The organism is Streptomyces sp. CS113 (genome assembly GCF_002188365.1).
Taxonomy (GTDB): Bacteria; Actinomycetota; Actinomycetes; order Streptomycetales; family Streptomycetaceae; genus Streptomyces; species Streptomyces tendae.
Genome location: NZ_KZ195574.1, coordinates 7,906,988 through 7,924,983, shown reverse-complemented (window position 1 = coordinate 7,924,983; position 17,996 = coordinate 7,906,988). Strand labels below are relative to the sequence as shown.

The 17,996-nt window shown below is 68.7% G+C and carries 16 protein-coding genes and 2 pseudogenes; 11 read left to right on the top strand and 7 right to left on the bottom strand.

Features of this window, described 5'->3' with window-relative positions; translation table 11 throughout:
- From B9W62_RS40990 to B9W62_RS35740, 3 genes and pseudogenes are all read right to left on the bottom strand, one after another.
- A pseudogene (locus tag B9W62_RS40990) lies at window positions 1-124 on the bottom strand (HNH endonuclease); the annotation flags it as partial.
- A pseudogene (locus B9W62_RS40985) lies at window positions 114-227 on the bottom strand (IS5/IS1182 family transposase); the annotation flags it as partial. The pseudogenes B9W62_RS40990 and B9W62_RS40985, both read right to left, overlap by 11 nt.
- Window positions 228-660: 433 nt before the next feature.
- Window positions 661-1,653 (bottom strand): DNA polymerase Y family protein, encoded by a 993-nt coding sequence (locus B9W62_RS35740; protein ID WP_179236181.1) that lies wholly within the window; start codon window positions 1,651-1,653, stop codon window positions 661-663.
- A 120-nt stretch (window positions 1,654-1,773) separates the two neighbouring features.
- Here B9W62_RS35740 and B9W62_RS35735 point away from each other — a divergent pair, with 120 nt between their 5' ends.
- The 6 genes from B9W62_RS35735 (at window position 1,774) to B9W62_RS35710 (ending at window position 8,129) form a co-directional block, all read left to right on the top strand.
- Window positions 1,774-2,070: a DUF6233 domain-containing protein gene (locus B9W62_RS35735; RefSeq protein ID WP_087811056.1), complete on the top strand. Its 297-nt coding sequence runs from the start codon at window positions 1,774-1,776 to the stop codon at window positions 2,068-2,070.
- Window positions 2,071-2,244: 174 nt separating this feature from the next.
- A complete protein-coding gene (locus B9W62_RS35730) occupies window positions 2,245-3,003 on the top strand; it encodes a PIG-L family deacetylase (protein ID WP_087812247.1) in 759 nt (252 codons plus the stop codon).
- A gap of 882 nt (window positions 3,004-3,885) precedes the next feature.
- A complete protein-coding gene (locus tag B9W62_RS35725) occupies window positions 3,886-4,203 on the top strand; it encodes an ATP-dependent DNA ligase (protein WP_087812246.1) in 318 nt (105 codons plus the stop codon).
- A 127-nt stretch (window positions 4,204-4,330) separates the two neighbouring features.
- On the top strand, window positions 4,331-5,494 hold the full coding sequence (locus tag B9W62_RS35720; RefSeq protein ID WP_373433724.1) for a tyrosine-type recombinase/integrase: 1,164 nt from the start codon (window positions 4,331-4,333) through the stop codon (window positions 5,492-5,494).
- Window positions 5,491-5,832: a helix-turn-helix domain-containing protein gene (locus B9W62_RS35715; RefSeq protein ID WP_087811054.1), complete on the top strand. Its 342-nt coding sequence runs from the start codon at window positions 5,491-5,493 to the stop codon at window positions 5,830-5,832. Before B9W62_RS35720 ends, B9W62_RS35715 begins: the two co-directional genes overlap by 4 nt.
- Before the next feature lie 347 nt (window positions 5,833-6,179).
- Window positions 6,180-8,129 (top strand): hypothetical protein, encoded by a 1,950-nt coding sequence (locus tag B9W62_RS35710; protein WP_143665492.1) that lies wholly within the window; start codon window positions 6,180-6,182, stop codon window positions 8,127-8,129.
- A gap of 257 nt (window positions 8,130-8,386) precedes the next feature.
- Here the strand turns inward: B9W62_RS35710 and B9W62_RS35705 are convergent, their stop codons facing one another.
- Window positions 8,387-9,841: a DHA2 family efflux MFS transporter permease subunit gene (locus B9W62_RS35705; protein WP_087811052.1), complete on the bottom strand. Its 1,455-nt coding sequence runs from the start codon at window positions 9,839-9,841 to the stop codon at window positions 8,387-8,389.
- 124 nt (window positions 9,842-9,965) lie between these two features.
- On the opposite strand from B9W62_RS35705, the gene B9W62_RS35700 reads away from it, so the two are divergent.
- The 3 genes from B9W62_RS35700 (at window position 9,966) to B9W62_RS35690 (ending at window position 12,524) form a co-directional block, all read left to right on the top strand.
- Window positions 9,966-10,442 (top strand): winged helix-turn-helix transcriptional regulator, encoded by a 477-nt coding sequence (locus tag B9W62_RS35700; protein ID WP_087811051.1) that lies wholly within the window; start codon window positions 9,966-9,968, stop codon window positions 10,440-10,442.
- Between the two features lie 182 nt (window positions 10,443-10,624).
- Entirely contained in the window at window positions 10,625-11,566 is a 942-nt protein-coding gene (locus tag B9W62_RS35695) for a DMT family transporter (RefSeq protein ID WP_373433723.1), read from the top strand.
- A 10-nt stretch (window positions 11,567-11,576) separates the two neighbouring features.
- On the top strand, window positions 11,577-12,524 hold the full coding sequence (locus B9W62_RS35690) for a LysR family transcriptional regulator (protein WP_087811049.1): 948 nt from the start codon (window positions 11,577-11,579) through the stop codon (window positions 12,522-12,524).
- A gap of 289 nt (window positions 12,525-12,813) precedes the next feature.
- On the opposite strand, the gene B9W62_RS35685 is transcribed toward B9W62_RS35690, so the two are convergent.
- The 3 genes from B9W62_RS35685 to B9W62_RS35675 all read right to left on the bottom strand — a co-directional run bounded on the left by B9W62_RS35685 (window position 12,814) and on the right by B9W62_RS35675 (window position 15,460).
- On the bottom strand, window positions 12,814-13,617 hold the full coding sequence (locus tag B9W62_RS35685) for a class I SAM-dependent methyltransferase (RefSeq protein ID WP_087811048.1): 804 nt from the start codon (window positions 13,615-13,617) through the stop codon (window positions 12,814-12,816).
- A 102-nt stretch (window positions 13,618-13,719) separates the two neighbouring features.
- Window positions 13,720-14,643, bottom strand: coding sequence for a ketopantoate reductase family protein (locus B9W62_RS35680; protein WP_143665491.1), 924 nt, complete (start codon window positions 14,641-14,643; stop codon window positions 13,720-13,722).
- A 250-nt stretch (window positions 14,644-14,893) separates the two neighbouring features.
- Complete coding sequence (locus tag B9W62_RS35675; RefSeq protein ID WP_087811046.1) at window positions 14,894-15,460, bottom strand: TetR/AcrR family transcriptional regulator; 567 nt, start codon at window positions 15,458-15,460, stop codon at window positions 14,894-14,896.
- A gap of 415 nt (window positions 15,461-15,875) precedes the next feature.
- Here B9W62_RS35675 and B9W62_RS35670 point away from each other — a divergent pair, with 415 nt between their 5' ends.
- Both B9W62_RS35670 and B9W62_RS35665 read left to right on the top strand, forming a co-directional pair.
- Window positions 15,876-16,676 (top strand): SDR family NAD(P)-dependent oxidoreductase, encoded by an 801-nt coding sequence (locus tag B9W62_RS35670; RefSeq protein ID WP_087811045.1) that lies wholly within the window; start codon window positions 15,876-15,878, stop codon window positions 16,674-16,676.
- Window positions 16,677-17,239: 563 nt separating this feature from the next.
- Window positions 17,240-17,884, top strand: coding sequence for a DUF998 domain-containing protein (locus B9W62_RS35665; protein WP_179235830.1), 645 nt, complete (start codon window positions 17,240-17,242; stop codon window positions 17,882-17,884).
- Window positions 17,885-17,996 lie beyond the last annotated feature (112 nt).

The following is a 17,996-nucleotide window of genomic DNA, read 5'->3' as shown; positions in this document are numbered from 1 at the left end:
CCGCTGGCGGCAGCCACTGGGCCGGGTCCTGGTCCGACTTGGACCGGTTCGAGCGGGCCGTGACCGCGACCAGACTGGTCGCGGCGCCGAGGTCGTTGGCGTACGCCTCGCGGCGCTGCGCCGACCGGCTTCCCAGTGATGTCAGCAGGACTGGCCTGCGGGGATGAGTCGGCTGTCGCATTCGGCTTCTTCGACCAGCCGGTGGGGCCCGTGCGGGTCAGACGCTTTTGAGGTCGCGACGCATGCACTCGTGGCGCTGGGCGATTCATCCTTCGGGGCTGTCGGGGCAGACCGGCCCCGGAGTGAACGCCAGCGTTGCTGCCTGGGGCAAATCCGCCTCCGCTGCTGCTGCCCGCAGGTCCGCGGCAATCTCCTCCAGCGTCGCGGGCACCCTTGACCGTCGGCGGACTGCCATCCCGTGCTCCCAGCACAGCCCTGTGTCGGGGAACGGGACGACACGGGCGGTGGCTGAATCCGTGCCGCAGGCGGAACACGGGTGCGGCGGCCAAGCGAGGATCCGGGCGACGACCTCGTGCAGTACCGGCGGTGCCGGCACGGGCTCCAGCCGGGCCGGGGACACGCCGCACCCGGCCAGCAGCTCTGTCGGCTCCACGACGCTCCCTTCATCCATGGCCTCGTACTTCAGCCGCACAGCGGTACTCAGGATGCCCGGCGGGCGACCGCAGCAGGACCGATGACACCGGGACCGAACCGGTCGCGCACCCGGTCCACGGTGGCTTCGGCGACGAGCCGGGCCTCGCGGGCTTGGTCCAGGCTAATCTGCTGGGCCACCCGGTCGGCGTCGACCAGGTCGTCGCCCTTGAGGACCAGCCCGGTGAGCCGGCCGCGCTGCAGCCTGGCGGCGTCGATCAGCCGGTAGGCCATAATCCGCAGGTCCTCGTCGTGCGCGGACGGCTCAGACAGGCGGCGCGACTTCTCCCAGCTGCCACCGCCAGCGAACTGCAGCGTGAGGGACACCGCGCGGGCCGCCTGGCCGCGGCGGCGCAGCAGCCTTCCCAGCTGCACGACCAGGTCCAGCAGGGCGGCGCGGACGTCGGCGCCGTCCAGGACGTGCCGGTCGAACCGCAGGCGGACGGTGGCGGCCGCGGGCAGCGCGCGGGGTACGACGGGGCGGGGGTCGCGGCCGCGGGCCCGGTCGGCGGCGAGCCGTCCGGCCTTCCCGCCCAGCAGGCGCTGGACCGTCTCGGGCGAGACCGCGGCCAGCAGGCCCACCGTGTGGATGCCGTACTCGTGCAGCGCGCCGGCCTGGCGGGGACCGATGCCGTGGAGGGCCTCGACCGGCAGCGGGGCCAGCCAATCGGTCACGTCGTCAGGGACGACGGTCAGGACACCGCCGGGCAGGGGAACCTGCGCAGAGGCCGTCGCCGCCACCGTGATCGAGGGGCCGATACCGACACGAACGTCGACACCGAGCCGGGACAGCGACCGCACGCGCAGCACCTCGCCCAGCCGGTGCGTCTCGGGCCCGTGGTAGCGCAGCGCCCCCTTCAGTTCCACCAGCGCCGCGGTCGGTGGCAGCGCCTGCACTACCGGCGACAGATCCGCCAGCAGCTCCAGCACCTGCCGGTAGACCCCCTCCCGAAGACGGTCGGGGCAGCGCACATGCATCACCGTCGGCACCCTGCCCGCCATCGCCTGGGCATCTCCCACGACCACCACCTCCACCCGCCACATTATCGAACAGAGATTCGAATGCCATGGGTCGAACATGCCGCAAGCGGTGAGGTGGGGGCGGGGGATAGAATCGGAAGCGTGTTCGATGACTTGCCCTCTGACCTGGATCAGCTCCGGACTCTGCGGATCTGGCACGCCCTGTGGGTGCAGCGCGTCGACGCCAAGGCCGCAGCCATCCGGCAGCGGCAGACCGAGGAAGAACACGGACGCCCCAACAGGCCGACGCCTCCCGAGTGGATCGTCGAACTGGGCATCGGTGCGGGGCGCCCGCCTCTCCAGGTCCCCGCCGGCGACTGCCACATGGCCGGCAAACGCCACCGCCCCGTCGACCGCGACGAAGCCCGACGCCTCCTCGCGGAGGGGCTCAAGCCCTGATCCCACTGCTCGCCCGACGTCCAGCTGCACATCCTCGACTTATCCCGCGGCGCGACCTCCGCACACGCGACGCGGAACCCGGTGCGAGTCCGGGAGCCACCCGCACTCCAACAGCAGCCCTCCCACTGCGTGCCGTACGATCAGGCCCTTTCCGCCCTGGAAGGTGGCTTGCTCATGCCCGTGCCGAGCCTGCTCGCCGTGTTCGCCCATCCCGACGACGAGTCCCTGGCAGCGGGTGGAGTGCTCGCCCGCCACGCGGCTGCGGGCGCACGGACCGCAGTGATCACGGCCACGTGGGCCCCGGACACCCTACGGGCTGCGGAGCTGGCCGAAGCACTGCGGATCCTCGGCGCCGGCAAGCCCCGGCTGCTCGGCTACACCGATGCGCGCGTACCGCAATCAGCCCCGGGCTGCCCGCGGTTCTGCGATGCGCCGCTCGACGAAGCCGTACAGCGATTGGTGGCACACATCCGTGAGCTCCGCCCGGACATCATGATCACCCATGACGCCTACGGCGGACTGCCCGGACACCCCGACCACGTCCACACCCACCGCGTGACCATGCTCGCCGCCCAAGCATCCGGGCTGGAACACCTCTACCCGGATGCCGGTCCCCCCTGGCAGCCACGCGCCGTGTACCTGGCCACCCATCCCCACTCGGCCGTACCCGCCCTGAGAGACGTCATCGGTGCACACAAAGCGGTGTACAGCGTTCCGGACGAACAGGTCACCGCAACGGTCGACGTCAGCCCTTGGATGGAGCAGAAGACCGCCGCGGTACCGGCCCACCGCTCCGAAGTGACACGGGGAGCCCTGCCGGGGGTGATCGCCGGCCTTCCACCGGATGCACGACAGCGGCTGTTCGCCACAGAGTGGTACATCCGCCACTCACCCACTACTGCAGCGCCGGCCCAGACGGAACTGACCGCCTGACCACACGGTCTCCTCCACGAGGAAGACACAGCCGCGCCGTTGTGAAACGCACCGAGCGTCGTGGAAGGCAACAAGGGTGACGTGGACCCTGCCCGAGCCAATGCTCACCGCCCCTGTGGCCAGCCCCGACCTGCCGCCCGGCCACGCGGCCGAACCGAAATGGGGCGGTTCTCCAGACGCCTCGGATGTGTCTCAGAAGGTGAAGGAACCCTATAACTCTTCAGTACTGCCGTACAGGAAGCGGCCAATACGGTGAGGCTTCCACCACCAGTGAGAGTCTCCGACCACCCAGCCAGTGCGCAGCATTGGTCAGAATTATGGCGAGTGAAGGTCGCAGAACGGTCAGGGCCGGAGGCTCAGCGCGAAGGACTCTGGAGACACAATGAAGGAATCGACCAGGACTGCTGCGTGTCGCCTGCGGCGCCGCACGTTGCTCAGCTCTCTCGGCGTGACGGCTGCTGCATTCACTCTGGCCGTAAGCACGGCTGGTTCGGCCCATGCAGCGACCTCCACCCTGTATCAAGGCTCCGACTGGGGCCGGGTCAGCACGAGTGGGGACATGAGAGTCTGCGACGAGGAGGCAGATGGTCGCGGGGTGTACATGGTGGTCAGCTGGGAGACTGGCACCGACGACGACCGAACGTTCAGGGACTCGAACGGCTCGGCTTCGGGATGCGCTGGCGGGTATACCACCAGAACGGACATTCTGAACTTCAAGGTGTGTGAAGTCAGGAACAATCTGCCGGACAGCTGTGCTTCCAAGTGGCTGTACTGGTGAGGCGCCGGCCCCTGTTGACGGGGCGGGTAGCTGAACGTCGCAACCACGAAGAAGAGCTGAGCCTTGTCTTCCTTGAGTACGGCAGCACCCGGCGGAAGTCGCCTATGTCTCATGAGACACCGCGCAGTCTGGAGAAGGACGGATTCCGCGCGCAGCTCGCCCGCTACGCCGACGGCCGGGTCCAGCTGCGCTCCCGCAAGGGCACTGACATGACCCCTTCGTTCCCAGGCATCCGGGACGCCGCGCTCGGCCACCTGCCCGACGACACCACGTTTCTCGACGGCGAACTGGTCGTGTGGGAGGCCGGACGCCTGGCCTTCGAGCGCCTCCAACAACGCCTCGCCCGCCGCGGTGCCAGCGCCACGGCGGGCGCCCAGACCTGGCCCGCTCACCTCGTAACTGGAGTACGCGCGGGTTCGTAGTCGATCTCTGCGTGCGATCTCTTACATGTCGACAGGTCCGGGACCCGTGTTCGACGTGTCCCTGAGTCGGAGGAGTTTCCGCAGAAACTCGCAGAATCTGCGAGCGTGGTTCGTAATCTGCGTGTTCGTGGATGAATACCGAACTCGTCGCACCGCGCTGGAGTCAAGGCCGGCGGAGGAGCTCAGCGGCGCCGGGCTGGCCGACGTCTTTCAGCTGCACCGTCGCCGCGGCGAGCGGGACGGCCTGTCGGAGCGTGACTACTTCTTCGACACCCTCGCTGAATACCAGTGGGCACGCGACGCGGCGGGTCTGATGCCGGAAACGGTCGACAAGCTCGTGAAGCCTGTGATCGAGATCTGTGAGTACCTGGATCTGGCCCCGTGGCGGCTACAGCCACGAGACCTCGACCGCTACTTCGCCGGACCGGGCAAGCGGGCCCGCTCCACCGTTCGCACCAAGATCAACCTTATTGACGGGTACTTCGCGTTCCTTGAGCAGCGGTACGCGGGTGAGATCAGCCGTCGTTTCGGTGTAGTCGTGGAGTCGCCGATCGATCCGTTCAACCGGCCGCGCCACCGGGGTGACTTCGGTCTGCGGGTGCCGCCGTCGCAGCAGGCCATGCGAGAGTTCTTCGCTGCGTGGCGGCGTGCTCTGCCACAGGCACGCAAGGAGGCGGTCGCGTGCCGCGACTACGTCATGGCGAAGATCGCCTACTTGTCGGGCGTGCGAGCGGCCGAACTGTGCGGCGTGTGTATGCGCGACGTGCACTGGGAGTCGGGCCAGTGGGGCCGCTTCCTCGTTCATGGCAAGGGGGCACGGGGGTCGGGGCCGCGGCAGCGCGAGGCGTTCCTGTTCGAGCAGGGGCGGGAGCTGCTGTGGTGGTACGTGGAGGAGGTGCGCGGATTGTTCCGGGACGATCCTGAGCATCCATCGGCGCCGCTATTTCCGTCCGAACGCTTGCCCGTGGCTGTCGCGGCTCTGAACATGCCAGTCGCGCCGAAGATGGTCCCCTCGACGTTCAGGCGGGCGCTGCGGACAGCGTCGGTGGCGCATCTCCCGGGCCCGGTGGAGGAGCTGTTCCCTCATCTCCTGCGTCATGCATGCGCGACGCACAACTACGAGCGGGGGATGTCCCTGTGGGAGGTGCAGCGATTGCTGGGGCACTGGTGGGGTACGACCACAGTCCGATACCTCCTGACCGCGCAGGGGGATCCGGAGCAGGCGGCGCGACGGGCTTCGGCCGAACGGGCCGGGCAGCGGCTGGTGGCGGACACGGGGAGCCTTCGGTGAAATGGAATCTGCGCTGGGTGGCGGCGCGGCAGGACATCTGGCGGCCGACGGACTTGCTGGCGGCGTTTCGGCGGGTGGGCTTCAATCCATCGTTGAGCAAGGTGTCCGCATTGTGGGGCGGCACCCCAGTGACCGTGCGGCTCGAGGACCTGGACCTGATCTGCCAGGCGCTGGGATGCACCGTGGCCGATCTCCTGGAAGCCGAGCCGGCCGCGACCGCGGCGGATGAAGGTGAGACCCGGGCGGTCGCAGGTGGTGAAAGGGACCCGGACTCGGTGCGGCCCGTGCGGCCGGTGCCGCGAGGCGATGGCCCGCGGAGCCTGCAGCCTCCGAACTGAGCCGCGCGTTGGAGCGGATGAGGCAGTGCGAGGACTGCCTGGCGGTGGCGCCGGGAAATCCCCGGCGCAGCTGGCGATGCAGAGGATGCCAGCAGTGGGATCACCAGTACTCCCAGCGCGGACTGTGCCCCCGGTGTCGGTACCAGCAGCACCTGGGCCGAGACGGGCTCTGCCGCGGGTGCCAGTTGGCGCAACACGCCGAACGGGCGGCAGGCACCGTGTCCGGCTTTCCGGCTCCGACGCAGCTTCGGCTGCTGATTCCCGGCGCGGCGGACGGAGCCTGGCGCCTTGGCAAGCCTCCCACAGCGCGGCCTGCAGTGCCCCGACGCTGTGTGCTGCCTGCGACGATGCCGGGCCAGCAGGTCCTGTTCCCAGTGCTACGCCGGCTCGGGGCGCCGGAACTGCTCGACCTTGCCGAGAGACACTGGCCGGAGGAGGAGGCGCTGAAGCAGTACACGTTGGTCCTGGCGCGGCAGCGCGGCCTGGGCCGGGCATGGTGCAGCCAGGTAGTGCGGCGGCTACGGCTGGCCCTGGCCGTGCGGGATGCCGAGGGCGAGAAACAGGTCTCCCGCGAGATCCTCGACCAAGGCCGCGGGATGCAGTTCGGCGCGGCTGCCGCACAGAAGGTCCTGGAGCAGGCAGGCCTGTGGCGGGGGCCGACGCAGATGACCGACCAGATGCGTCAGCACAGGATTCGAGTGCCCGTCGGCACCGTGACAGGCTGCGCGCACTGCGGCAGCTGGGGCATCACCACTCGCCTGTGCACCGCGTGCGCGAACTACCGTGCGAAACGGCCGGTAGGCCGGTGCACCCGATGCGGACGCGACGGCCTCCCCTTGCATGTGAAGACGAGCCTGTGCCGGGGCTGTCTGGCATTCGTGCGGAACGTGCCCCAGCCATCCGGTGCCTTCACTCAGCTCACCTTCGCCGGAGCACTTGCCCACCGGGTAATCGGCAAAGGAACACAGCCATACCCGGCACCCGCTCAGGAGTACGACCACGCCGCCTCGCTGTCCGCTTGCGTTCCGGTCGTCCCTGGGCAGACCGCCCTGCTGACGGCCCCGCGTGACTGGAGGGCTGTTCACGCTGTGCCTCACCGCCTTCTGCCCCCGCTCAGCACCGATGCACAGGCACTGGTGGAACAGTTCTCTGCCTGCCTTCCTGTCACAGCTGGCCGTCAGCCGAACCACGTCTACTCCATCCAATTGCTGCACCGCCTCCTGGCCTACACGGGTGTGGAGGAGCCCGTCCCTGAGCGGGACGTGTGCGCGCTCGCGAGGCTGGAGCCGAACGCTTCTCTGCACCGGATCGTGTTCTTCCTGCATGAGCACGGACTGCTCGAACCCGACCACGACCGCAATATGGCCACCAGCCCCTCACTGGCCCGGCTGGACGCCGCTCGCACAGACGCCGGGCATTGCCAGGCCATCGAAGTCAAGCTCCGACAACTTTCTGACGCCATGGCCAACCAGATGCGGACCTGGGTCGCTGTCCGCCGCGGGGAGGGTCGTCGCCCCCACCCACCCGCCGACTACACGCGTATCCGACGCGACCTCAACGTCGTTCTCCCCGTCCTGAATCTCTGGAGCCAGGACGGGCTGGATCTCCGGGAGATCACCACCGCGCACGTGACCTCCGCCCTCGGTGACCGGCAGGGACACCAGGCACGCGGCGTCCATCACGTCCTGCTCAGCGTCTTCCGCGCCCTCAAACAGGAACGCACCGTCTTCACTAACCCGCTCGCCGGGCTCTCCCTCACCACCCCCGTGCGCCTTCCTGAACCACTGCCCAGCGACCGGCTACGTGGCCTGCTGGATCGGGTGGACAGTGCGATGGGGCGACTGGCCGTCGGCCTGGTCGCTGTCCACGCCATCAAGGTCACCGACGTCGCTCAACTGCGCATGAACGCGCCCGACCTTGCCCGCGCAAGTCTCAGAGTCGACTTGCGCGGCCAGTTGCACACGGTCTATCTCGACACGCTGACCCTCCGCCTGCTGGACGAGTGGCTCCAGGAACGGCATGACCAGTGGCCCGCATCGCTCAACCCGCATCTGCTGGTGACAACGCACTCCGCGCACCACCCCGCCCTCCCGCCCGTCAGCTACTGCGCGCTGCGGCGCGCGTTCGACCAAGCCGGAATCACCCCGCGTCAGATGTGGAGCGACCGTGTACTGGACGAGGCCCGACAAACCGCCGACCCGGTACACCTGGTGCACCTATTCGGCATCCACCCCGGCACCGCCGTCCGCTACGTCCACACCGCGCACCCTGACAAGGCGCTGCCCCGCATCCGCTGAGCCGGATGGTGCTGTCCAGCCGTCTGCCGCCCCGCCCTACTTTAGGTGCGGATCTTGGAGAAGCTCGGCGCTTCGGGTCGCCAGCACCCGCCACAGAGCAGCCAAGTTGCGCCCACAACGCCGGCTGACCTTGATGAATTGGGGATGCGCTGGCAGACATCACCGGGCTCCCTTGGGCCTTCTCGTAGCGGCGCGTGGCAGACATTGCGAACCGTCGGCCTCGTGCCGCGTTCGTCGTTGAGGTGGCTGGCGCCGCGTCAGCGCGCGTCGATCGGCGCCGCCTGTGCACCGGCCGGGCCGGCTGCCTCCTGTGGCCTAGCCTGTTCGCGGGCGCTTCGGGTCAACCGCAATCCGATCAGGGTGCAGACCAGGCCGAGAGCGGCGGCCAACACCCAGGCGGCGCGGAAGTGCTGGCGCTGGGCTGGCCCGACCTGCGCGCCGAGGATGGCGACCAGGACGGCGATGCCCACGGTGGCGGACATCTGGCGTACGGAATTGACCAGGGCGGATCCGGTGGCGGAGCGGTGCGGAGGGAGCGAGCTGACGCCTGCGGCCATCAGGGTGCCGAGCGTGAGTCCCACGCCCACACCGCTGAGAATTTGACTGGGCAGCAGATCAACCCAGTAGTTGGGGGTGAGGGACGCGAAGCAGGCCCGCCAGACCATCGCCGCGGCGAACAGCAGGCCACCCACGGTGATCAGCGGCCCGTGGCCGAGGCGCTGCGCGGCACGCGCGGTGAGCAGCGTGACGATCGGGACCAGGGCCGGCCCGGGCACCATGGCAACGCCGGTGCGCAGCGCGCTCCAGTGCCAGACCTCCTGGCACCACAGCACGTTGGACAGCAGCATGATGGCGAAGGCCACACCGAAGACGAAGGTCCCGATGTTCGCGGTGCCGAATCGGGGCAGCCTCAACAGGTGCAACTCGAACAGCGGGTGGCTGTGACGCAGTGAGCGGATGGTGAAGGCGATCGCGGTGGCCAGCGCGACCGCGAACAGCACGAGAGTCCTGGCGCTCAGCCATCCCCAGTCCGGGGCCTGCACGAGAGCTCCGGAGAGGGCTGCCACAGCGACGGTAACGAGCAGCGCGCCGAGCATGTCGGGCAGGCGGCCCTCTTCCCGGCGGGTCGTACGGGGCAGGACGCGAAGGCCGGCCACGACGGTGGCGATGCCAATCGGTACGTTGATCACGAAGACCCAGCGCCAGTCCACCTGGACCAGCAGGCCGCCCGCGACAGGACCCGCGGCAGCGGCAAGACCGCCGACCGCGGCCCAGTTACGGGTGGCGCGCGTACGGCTCTCGGCCGGAACGGTCGCCAGCAGAAGGGCGAGCGAGGTGGGCAGTTGGGCCGCGGCCCCCACCGCTTGCAGAGCCCGTGCCGCCACGAGCGTCCACAGGTCGGGAGCCAGGGCACAGGCGAGCGAGGCGAGGGTGAAGAGGGACACCCCGGCGAGGAACACCGGGCGCTGCCCTATCCGGTCGCCGGTACGGCCCGCGACCACCAGGAGGGCCGCCAAGGCGATGGCGTAGGCGTTGAGTACCCAGGACAGGGAGTTGAGCGTCGCGCCCTGCCCATGGGGCGACGCGAAGGCTGCGCCCATCGCGGGCAGCGCCACGTTGACGATCCACAGATCCAGGTTCGTCATGAAGACCGCTAGCAGGATCACCACCGAGGCGACACGCTGCTTTGAAAACCAAACCTTCCATGTCATGGGGACCAGAGAAGCACGATGTGATTTGATATTCAAACTACGTTCCCCGGCGGGGCGGCGGGAGCCGGGCGAGGCCGACACCCATAGCTTTGAGATTCAAAGCGCGTGATGGATACTGGTCAGGGTGACGACACAACGCATTGACCCCGGAGACGTACCCGGGCGGCCCTGTTCGATCGCCGCCGCCCTGCAGGTGGTGGGCGATCGGTGGGCCCTGCTCGCCATCCGCGAGGTCACGTTCGGTAATCACCGCTTCCGTCAGATCGCCAGGAACACCGGCGCTCCGACCGACCGCCTGTCCGCTCGCCTGAAGGGACTGGTCGCGGCCGGCGTCATGGAGCGACGCCCGCTGCCCGACGAACCTCGCCACGAGGGCTACTACCTCACCGAAGCCGGTCGCGATCTGGTCGGCACCTTGCGCGAACTGCTCCGCTGGGGAGATCGCTGGATTGCGACGTCTCCCCCTCTGCGGCTACGGCACCACGATCACCAGTTCACCCAGCGCGCCGTATGCGATCGCTGCGGCGAATCGGCCGAGCCAGGAGAGGTCCACCTCGAAGTGGCCGCGGACGGCTGGACGCTGGAAGGCCCGGTGGAGTAGGGCCTTACGGACCCCCACCATGGGCCGGACGCAGACATTTCCACAGGTCAGCGCGATGCGTAAGGGAAAGTATGCGGTTCGCCAATTTATACTAAATGGATCTTTTGCCCGCAGGGTGTCACGTTGAAGGGGTGAGAACACGAACTGCGTCCCCCCAGTTTCTTGCTTTGGTTGGCACTGTCGTGCTGTGGGCCAGCGCCTTCCCTGCCATCCGCGTGGGCGTGGACGGACTCGGCGTGGCCGCGTTGTCCTTCCTGCGGCTCGCGGTCGCTGCCGTGGCGCTGCTGGCCATGTCCCCGTTCGCAGGCGTGCGCCTGCCCCGTCGGCGGGATCTCCCGCTGATCGCGTTGTGCGGCTTGACCGGTATGACCGCCTACCAGGTCCTTCTCAACTGGGGAGAGGTGCACGTCGCAGCCGGCACGGCCAGCCTCCTGATCGCGATCGCACCTGTCTTCAGCGTGCTCTTGGCCAGTGCGTTCCTGTCCGAGCCCCTGACCCGGAACGTCGTCGTCGGGAGTCTGATCGCCATCGCAGGCACCGCGGTCGTCACCTTGGCCAAGGGGTTCTCCGGCTTCAGCGCGGCCTCGCTTGTGGTGCTGGCCGCGGCCGTCGTCCAAGGCGTGTACCACTTCGCCAGCAAGCCGCTGCTGAAGCGTTACAGCGGGCTGGAGGTGGCCACCTATGCGATGGCCGCAGGCACCGTCTTCGCCCTGCCCCTCGCTCCCGAGGCCGCGAAGGCAACGGTTGGCGCCCCGGCAGGCGCCCTGTGGTCGGCGGTTTTCCTGGGCCTGCTTCCTTCCGCGCTCGGATTCGTCATCTGGGGGTACGCGGTTGCCCGCCTGCCCATGGCAGCCTCCACCGCGGCCCTGTATCTGGTACCGCCTGTGGCCTTGGTTGTCTCCTTCGTCTGGCTGGGAGAGAAGCCTCTCCCCCTCGAACTGGCCGGAGGAGCGATCAGCGTGGCGGGCGTCGTCCTGATCAACCACCGCACGGCCAAAAAGCCCGGGCCGGCCGCGCCTGCATCAGGATCACTCGCGGCCGACCCCACCCGCGGCGGCGCGATCAAGCCTGCGAGCCGTGAGCCGGTTGCACTCGACGCCCACGCAACACGGCAACGCCACTGAAGAGGTCTCCATGCTTGATGTACGACGGCTGCGCATGCTGCAGCATCTGGCCGCATACGGGACGATCGCCGCCACGGCCGACGCGCTGCACCTGACCGGCCCGGCTGTGTCGCAGCAACTGGCTGTCCTGGAGCGCGAGGCCGGCGTGCCGGTGGTCGAAAAGCGTGGACGCAGGCTGTGTCTGACCCCTGCCGGTGAACTCCTGGTGGCGCACGCGGAGGTGATCCTCGGCGACCTCGCCGCCGCGGAGTCAGATCTGGCCGCCCTGCGGGGCGGGCATCACGGGGTGTTGCGCGTGACTGCCTTCGCTTCTGTCGCGCGCACGCTGCTGCCCCGCGTGTACCAGTTGCTCGCCAGGCCCGTGGGCGAGACAGCGCCCAGGCTCACGCTCCGGCTCGACGAGCAGGAACCCGACCAGGCGCTGGAGGCACTGCAAAAGCACCGGGCCGACGTGGTCGTGGCTCACAGCTATACGGTGCTGCCCCGCAACTTCCCGCAGAACAGTCGCCAGGACGTTCTCATGGAAGATCCTGTGCTGCTGTGCCTGCACCCGGACCGCGCCCGCAGTCTCGGGCTGTCCCCCGGGCAGCCGGCAGACCTCGCCCGGCTCGCTGACGCCCCGTGGCTCACCCCCAGTCCTGATGTTTCCTGTTACGAGATGATCCAGCGGACCTGCGGCACGGCGGGCTTCGTCCCCGACATCCGGGTCCGCAGCAGCGACTTCGCGGTACTGGTGGCTCTTGTCGCCGCGGACGCCGGCGTCGCCCTGGCTCCCCGTCTGGCCATCCCCAAATCTCACGACGGGGTCAGCCTGCATCCCCTGCTCGCGCCGGTCACCCGCACCATCTGCACCGTCGTCCGTTCCGGCAGTACCCGCAATCCTGACGTGCATCTGTTCCGTTCGCTTCTCGAACAGGCAGTTGCCCAGCACGAACCCACCCAGCGGGACCAGATCTGACAGCGTGCTCGAGAACAGGCGCGGTTGGACGGCTTGACCGAGGGTGCTCCGGGCCCTGAGGCCTTCCCCCTGTACAGCCGCAGGACTGCAGAGCATGCCGTTGCAGGCCGGCCGGGCATGAGCGGGCTGGCAACCGGAGTCCCCCGGCGCTGCTGCTGGTCGGTGCCAGCGCAGATCGGAACGTCTGGCTCGGCCAGGCGCCGTGGTCCTTCAGCCTGCACGCCGAGGTGAGTTTCTGTTCCGTCGTGCGTCTTCCGCCTCCGCTCCGTTGCCGGGGCGGGTCGAGGGTTCAGCTCGGCTTGCGGGCCGTCAGCAGGTGGGAGACGAAGGGAACCTTGATTCCTTCGGGAGTCTGGTAGGCGCTGAGGCTGTCGGTGATGGCCTGGGCGATCGCCGAGATCGTGTCGGGGGCCCTGCGCGCGATCTCCGCGCCGAAGGGCAGGGCTGTGAGGTGGGCGGCGGCGAACGCCGGCAGAGCCGGCAGCACAACGTCGGCGGTGATTTCCTCGGCAGCAAGGTGCACGAAGCCCGCAGCCGTCGCCGCCTGGACAAACCGCTGCTTGGACAGGGCGAATGCCACAGGCGAGGCGGAGTCGTCGGTGTGTCCAGGGTCGGCCGCCCGCGCTGCCCGCCCCTGCGCCTCATGGTAGGGAGACCGATCGCGCGGCGCCCACGCCGTGGCGGCAAGCCGCCCGCCCGGGCGCAGCACGCGACCGATCTCGGTCAGTGCAGCGCACAGGTCGGGGAAGAACTGAAGACCCTGCTGGCACACCACCACATCGAACTCCGCGTCGGCGAACGGCATCGCGTCGGCGGGCGCGCGCACCAGAGTGGTCCGCGGGACAAGGCGGCGTGCGGCGACATCGAGCATGGCCTGGTTGACGTCCACTCCGACCACCCGGCCGGATGCTCCGGCCCGCTCGGCCGCGGCATAGGTCAAGTAGCCGGTCCCGCACGCCAGGTCGAGGACCGCGTCGCCTTCGCCGACTTCGCTCGCCAGAGCTGCCACGAACGGTGCCATCAGAGCCAGGGAGTGGGCGTCGTACCTCTCCGCAGCATCCCCGTCCAACTGAAACTGCAGCCCTGGCTTCATTGAAGTTCCTCAGCTCTTCCGTGTGTGCGGTCGTCGATACCGATCGCGCATGGTGAGGTCGGCCGGTGCCAGTCGGGCGCCGCCGTATGTCGCGGCGGCGCGTCAGGCGAGTCCGGCCTCGTGAACACGCAGCCGTACGGCCGCCGCACGCAGCAGCGGTACGGACAAGCCATGCTGGGCCGCGACCCGGCACAGGCCACCGATGATCGGCTCGACCTCGGTGGTTTGGTTGTGGCGGAAGTCGCGGTACAGCGAGGTGGCGAACGCCGAGCCGGGAGAGGTCAGCGTCGAGGTGACCTGGGCGAGCGCGTCGCCCCGGGCGGGATGGCCGGCAGCTTCCAGTACCGAGGCCGTCTCCGCGATGACGTCCCGGATCGCGTCGGTGCCGTCCGTGACGGGGTTGATCTGGCCGACGTCACCGCCGAGCAGCACGGTTGCCGCTCCTCCGGCTGCCATGAACAGCCACTTTTCCCACATGTCCTGTTGGATCGTGGTGGAGGCGACCGTCTCGAAGGGGGCTGGCGCGAACGTCTTGGTGATGGCTTCCACCCGGTCCGAGACCGAGCCCGACAGTTCCCCGACGGTGATCCTTCCGGCGGGCGTGAGCTGCCGTATGGCCCCGTCGGTGTCCAACTGCGTGGCCACCAGGCAGACGCCGCCCAGCAGGTGCCGAGCGCCGAAACGGTCACCGATGGCGTCGAGGTGGTCGATGCCGTTGAGCAGCGGCACGACACTCGTGCCGGGACCCACAGCGGGGGCCATGTCTTCCAGGGCCGCGGCGACCGCGGTGGACTTCACGGCGAGGATTACGACGTCGAACGGCTCGCGCAAGGTCTGCGCGGTGACGGTGGGGACAGGGGTCGTCGTCCTCGTTCCGTCGGCGCCGACGAGGGTGATGCCCTCCGACCGCAGGCGCTCGGCGCGCGCTGCGCGCACCAGAAACGTCACATCCACCCCCGCGCGGGCGAGCAGGGTTCCGAAGTGGCCGCCGACCGCTCCGGCGCCGACGACAAGCACACGCACCATGGTCACTCCCAAGATTCTGAAGATTGTCGAAACTGCTCACTTCCTGGCAAGGAAGCAAGACCGGCTGCCCTCCGCTCACGGGAGAGATAAGCGCCCGGCTGGGGGCTGTACTCCGCGGCCGCCTGGGCGGCGCAGGACCATCGCCGGCCGAGCCTGCACCGACAGCCCGCTGGTAGCGGCCTGTCGGACCGGGTCTGAGGCCCCGGCGTTGCTTCGGCCGCCCGCTGCAGGCGGACGACCAGGGCCTGCCTCAGGCGAGCAGGGGGGCCAGTTCCGCGACCACGTCGTCGAGTGGCTGCAGGCTGCCTTGGAGGCGACACAGGAGCACAGCGCCCTCCACCGCGGAGATTCCGAGCGTGGCCAGCGATGCGGCCCGCTCGGGTGTGCGGCCCGCCCGCACGAACGCTGTCACCAGGAGATCGCTCCAGCGCGCGAAAACACTCCTGACAGCCTCTTTCGCTTCCGGGACGAGATGCTCGTCGTCTACGGCTGCGGCGACGATCGGGCAGCCCGCACGGAAGTCGGAAGCAGTGAGCCTGCTTTTCCAGAAGTCGGCGAACGCGGTCAGCGCCTCCTGCGGACCGGCACCGTCGCTCGCCCGTTCCATCGTCTCCCGCAGGCGCTCCCCGGCCAGTTCGACGGCTGCCGTGAGCAGCTCGTTGCGGCCGCCGGGAAAGTGGTAGTACACGGAACCGCGCGGAGCGCCGCTGTGAGCCAGGACGGCGTCGAGAGTCACCGCTCCGGCACTCTGTCGCTGCAACAGCCCGATCGTGCTGTCGAGCATCAGCTGCCGAGTCGACGGCTTCGCCTTCCCCATCTCACTCACCCTTCAGGAACTCACGATTATGCAATATAGCATAATCCAGATTAGGGTGATGGGCACACGAAGGGGGCCGGGGTCGGCTACTCGGAGGCCGGTCGGCCACCGCTGTCGGACGATCCCCCGGCGGAGCGTGGCCGGACCCGGAGCTTCGAGGCCGATCGGCGCGCCGCCTCTCAGTGGTGCCGCCCAGGGCGGAAGTCAGCTGTCAGTTCATCCCGCCGGTCACTCTTCGTACGAGACCACGCCGCACGGCTCGCTACCGGCCCGACTAGATACCGAAGGTCTGACAGCACCGCCAGGCAGTTCGTCGGCCAGCTGGGCATCCAACGCAGCTGGAGACGAAGGCGATCCACGTGAGTTCGCCGTCGATGATCGCCTCCTCCGTACCGCAGACAATGAGAGGGATTGCATGACCGCCGTCGACTATCAAGGACAGACCACACTCATCACCGGCGCCAGTGCGGGCCTGGGAGCGGAGTTCGCCCGCCAGCTCGCCGCCCGGGGCTCGGACCTGGTACTCGTGGCCCGACGGAAGGACCGGCTGGAAAAGCTGGCGGAGGCGCTCTCCACCGAGCACGGCGTCATGGTGACAGCGATCGCCGCCGATCTCAGCCTGCCGCATGCCGGGCAGACACTCGTCGAGGAGACCGACCGACTCGGTCTGCGCGTCACCAGCCTGATCAACAACGCCGGATTCGGGACCTACGGTGCGTTCCACATGGAAGACGCTGACCGGCTCGGCGACGAGATCACCGTGAACGTGGCCAGTGTTGTCAGCATCAGCCGGGCATACATCAAGCGCCTACGACAGGCTGGCAACGGCATCCTCATCAACGTGGCCAGCAACGCCGCTTACCAGCCCAACCCGCTCCTGGCCGTCTATTGCGCGACCAGGGCATTCGTGCTGAACTTCACCGAGGCTCTGTGGTTTGAGTCGGCCGGCACAGGTCTCAAGGTGCTCGCACTGTCTCCGGGCCCGACGCAAACCGAGTTCTTCGACGTCATCGGCACGACTAATGCCTCGGGCAACACCGTGCTCCAAACGCCCCGGCAGGTCGTTGAGAAGGCCCTGCACACCCTCGACCGACGCAACCCGCCTCCAAGCATCATCAGCGGCCGCCGCAACCACCTCCAGGCTCTGTCGGTTCGCCTGCTCACCCGTCGACGTGCCGTCCTCACCGTCGGGGCGATGATGAAGCCGACGAACTGAACACGCAGGCCGAGCCAGGGAAACCCACACCGACGGCAGGCCCGCAGGACAGATGCTGAAGCCGCGGTACTTGGAGCAGGGCGGGCTCGCTGTCCGCACGGTCTGCGGCCGGAGGTGCCGCCGCGGGTGGAGTACGAATTCACTCCGATCGGGCGCAGCTTATATGAACGTGGCTCCGGCGGAGTGGGCGATCGAGCGTGATCCAGAGATCGAGCGCAGTCAGGGCGACTACCACTCCGGTCAGGCTGATCACGTGTGGCCGGCCGCACGTCCGGGCCGTCTCCACCCAGGGGTGGAGACACGCGCCTTGGGCGGGCGGCACTTCCACCCGCTGTCGACCCGCGGTGCGATGCCGGGCGTGGGCAGGTTGCGCAGGATGGGGTGTGTTCCCACCCGCCACCTGCAGCGATCGCTCGTCTCTTTCACCTGTGTGACGTGATCCTGTAGGGCAGAAGAAGGTGCATCCCATGGCTGTTCCGGACACGTCGTTCACACCTCACGCACGTACCCGCTCGTCCCTAGCGCGTGCCGGGGCGCCCGGCACTGCGGTCACCGGGCGTCGCATGGCAGGCGCGTTCTTGCTGTTCTCGTCCTTCCAGTGGTTCCTCGTGCAGGCTGCCGTGGCCGCGGGTTGGCGGACGCCGTACTCGCTGAGCAGGAACTTCATCAGTGACCTCGGGGCATTGCACTGCGCCCGGTTCCCGTCCGGCACCGGTCCCTACGTCTGCTCACCGGCGCACTCGGTGATGAACGTGTCGATCATCCTGTGGGGCGTGTCCTGGGCCGTAGGGGCGCTTCTGACCGCCGAGCGCGGACACCTGACGGGGAATGTGCTGCTGGCCGTCGGCGGCTTGGGCACCGTCCTGGTCGGCGTGTGGCCCGAGGACACGAACCTGACGGTCCATGCGCTGGGGGCCCTGATCCACACGGTGGTGGGGGGTGCGGGCATGGCCGTCATCGGTCTTCGGCGTCTACGCCGGGGCCACGCCCTGAGCGGGGTGCTGAGCATCCTGGTGTTCGTCGCTGCTGTCGTCGGTATCGCAGCCACCGGCATGGCCGCGGATTCCGGGTCCCTCCTGCACGTCGGTCTGGGAGTCTGGGAGCGCATCGGCATCTGGCCGCAGGCCGCATGGCTGACCGTGGCGGGCGTCGGGACCGCATGGGCGGCCGTTGCGCGCAAGGAAACAGCGGCGGCGAAGGCCGCGTGAACTCCTGGGCTCACCGTTCGCACCTCCGGGCCTGCGCCCCCCACCTGGACGGGCAGGCCCGGCGGTGCGGTGCGCGTCGTCGAGAGCATGGCCCTATGGGCTGTGACCGGAC

What these genes read in the sequence shown, in the direction of transcription:
- B9W62_RS35670 (WP_087811045.1), top strand. Translation starts at nt 15,876, where the DNA reads ATGACCGCCGTCGACTATCAAGGACAGACCACACTCATCACCGGCGCC.
- B9W62_RS35690 (WP_087811049.1), top strand. Translation starts at nt 11,577, where the DNA reads ATGCTTGATGTACGACGGCTGCGCATGCTGCAGCATCTGGCCGCATAC.
- B9W62_RS35730 (WP_087812247.1), top strand. Translation starts at nt 2,245, where the DNA reads ATGCCCGTGCCGAGCCTGCTCGCCGTGTTCGCCCATCCCGACGACGAG.
- B9W62_RS35725 (WP_087812246.1), top strand. Translation starts at nt 3,886, where the DNA reads ATGTCTCATGAGACACCGCGCAGTCTGGAGAAGGACGGATTCCGCGCG.
- B9W62_RS35685 (WP_087811048.1), bottom strand. Translation starts at nt 13,617, where the DNA reads ATGAAGCCAGGGCTGCAGTTTCAGTTGGACGGGGATGCTGCGGAGAGG.
- B9W62_RS35740 (WP_179236181.1), bottom strand. Translation starts at nt 1,653, where the DNA reads ATGGCGGGCAGGGTGCCGACGGTGATGCATGTGCGCTGCCCCGACCGT.
- B9W62_RS35705 (WP_087811052.1), bottom strand. Translation starts at nt 9,841, where the DNA reads ATGACATGGAAGGTTTGGTTTTCAAAGCAGCGTGTCGCCTCGGTGGTG.
- B9W62_RS35665 (WP_179235830.1), top strand. Translation starts at nt 17,240, where the DNA reads ATGGCAGGCGCGTTCTTGCTGTTCTCGTCCTTCCAGTGGTTCCTCGTG.
- B9W62_RS35675 (WP_087811046.1), bottom strand. Translation starts at nt 15,460, where the DNA reads ATGGGGAAGGCGAAGCCGTCGACTCGGCAGCTGATGCTCGACAGCACG.
- B9W62_RS35680 (WP_143665491.1), bottom strand. Translation starts at nt 14,643, where the DNA reads ATGGTGCGTGTGCTTGTCGTCGGCGCCGGAGCGGTCGGCGGCCACTTC.
- B9W62_RS35710 (WP_143665492.1), top strand. Translation starts at nt 6,180, where the DNA reads ATGCCGGGCCAGCAGGTCCTGTTCCCAGTGCTACGCCGGCTCGGGGCG.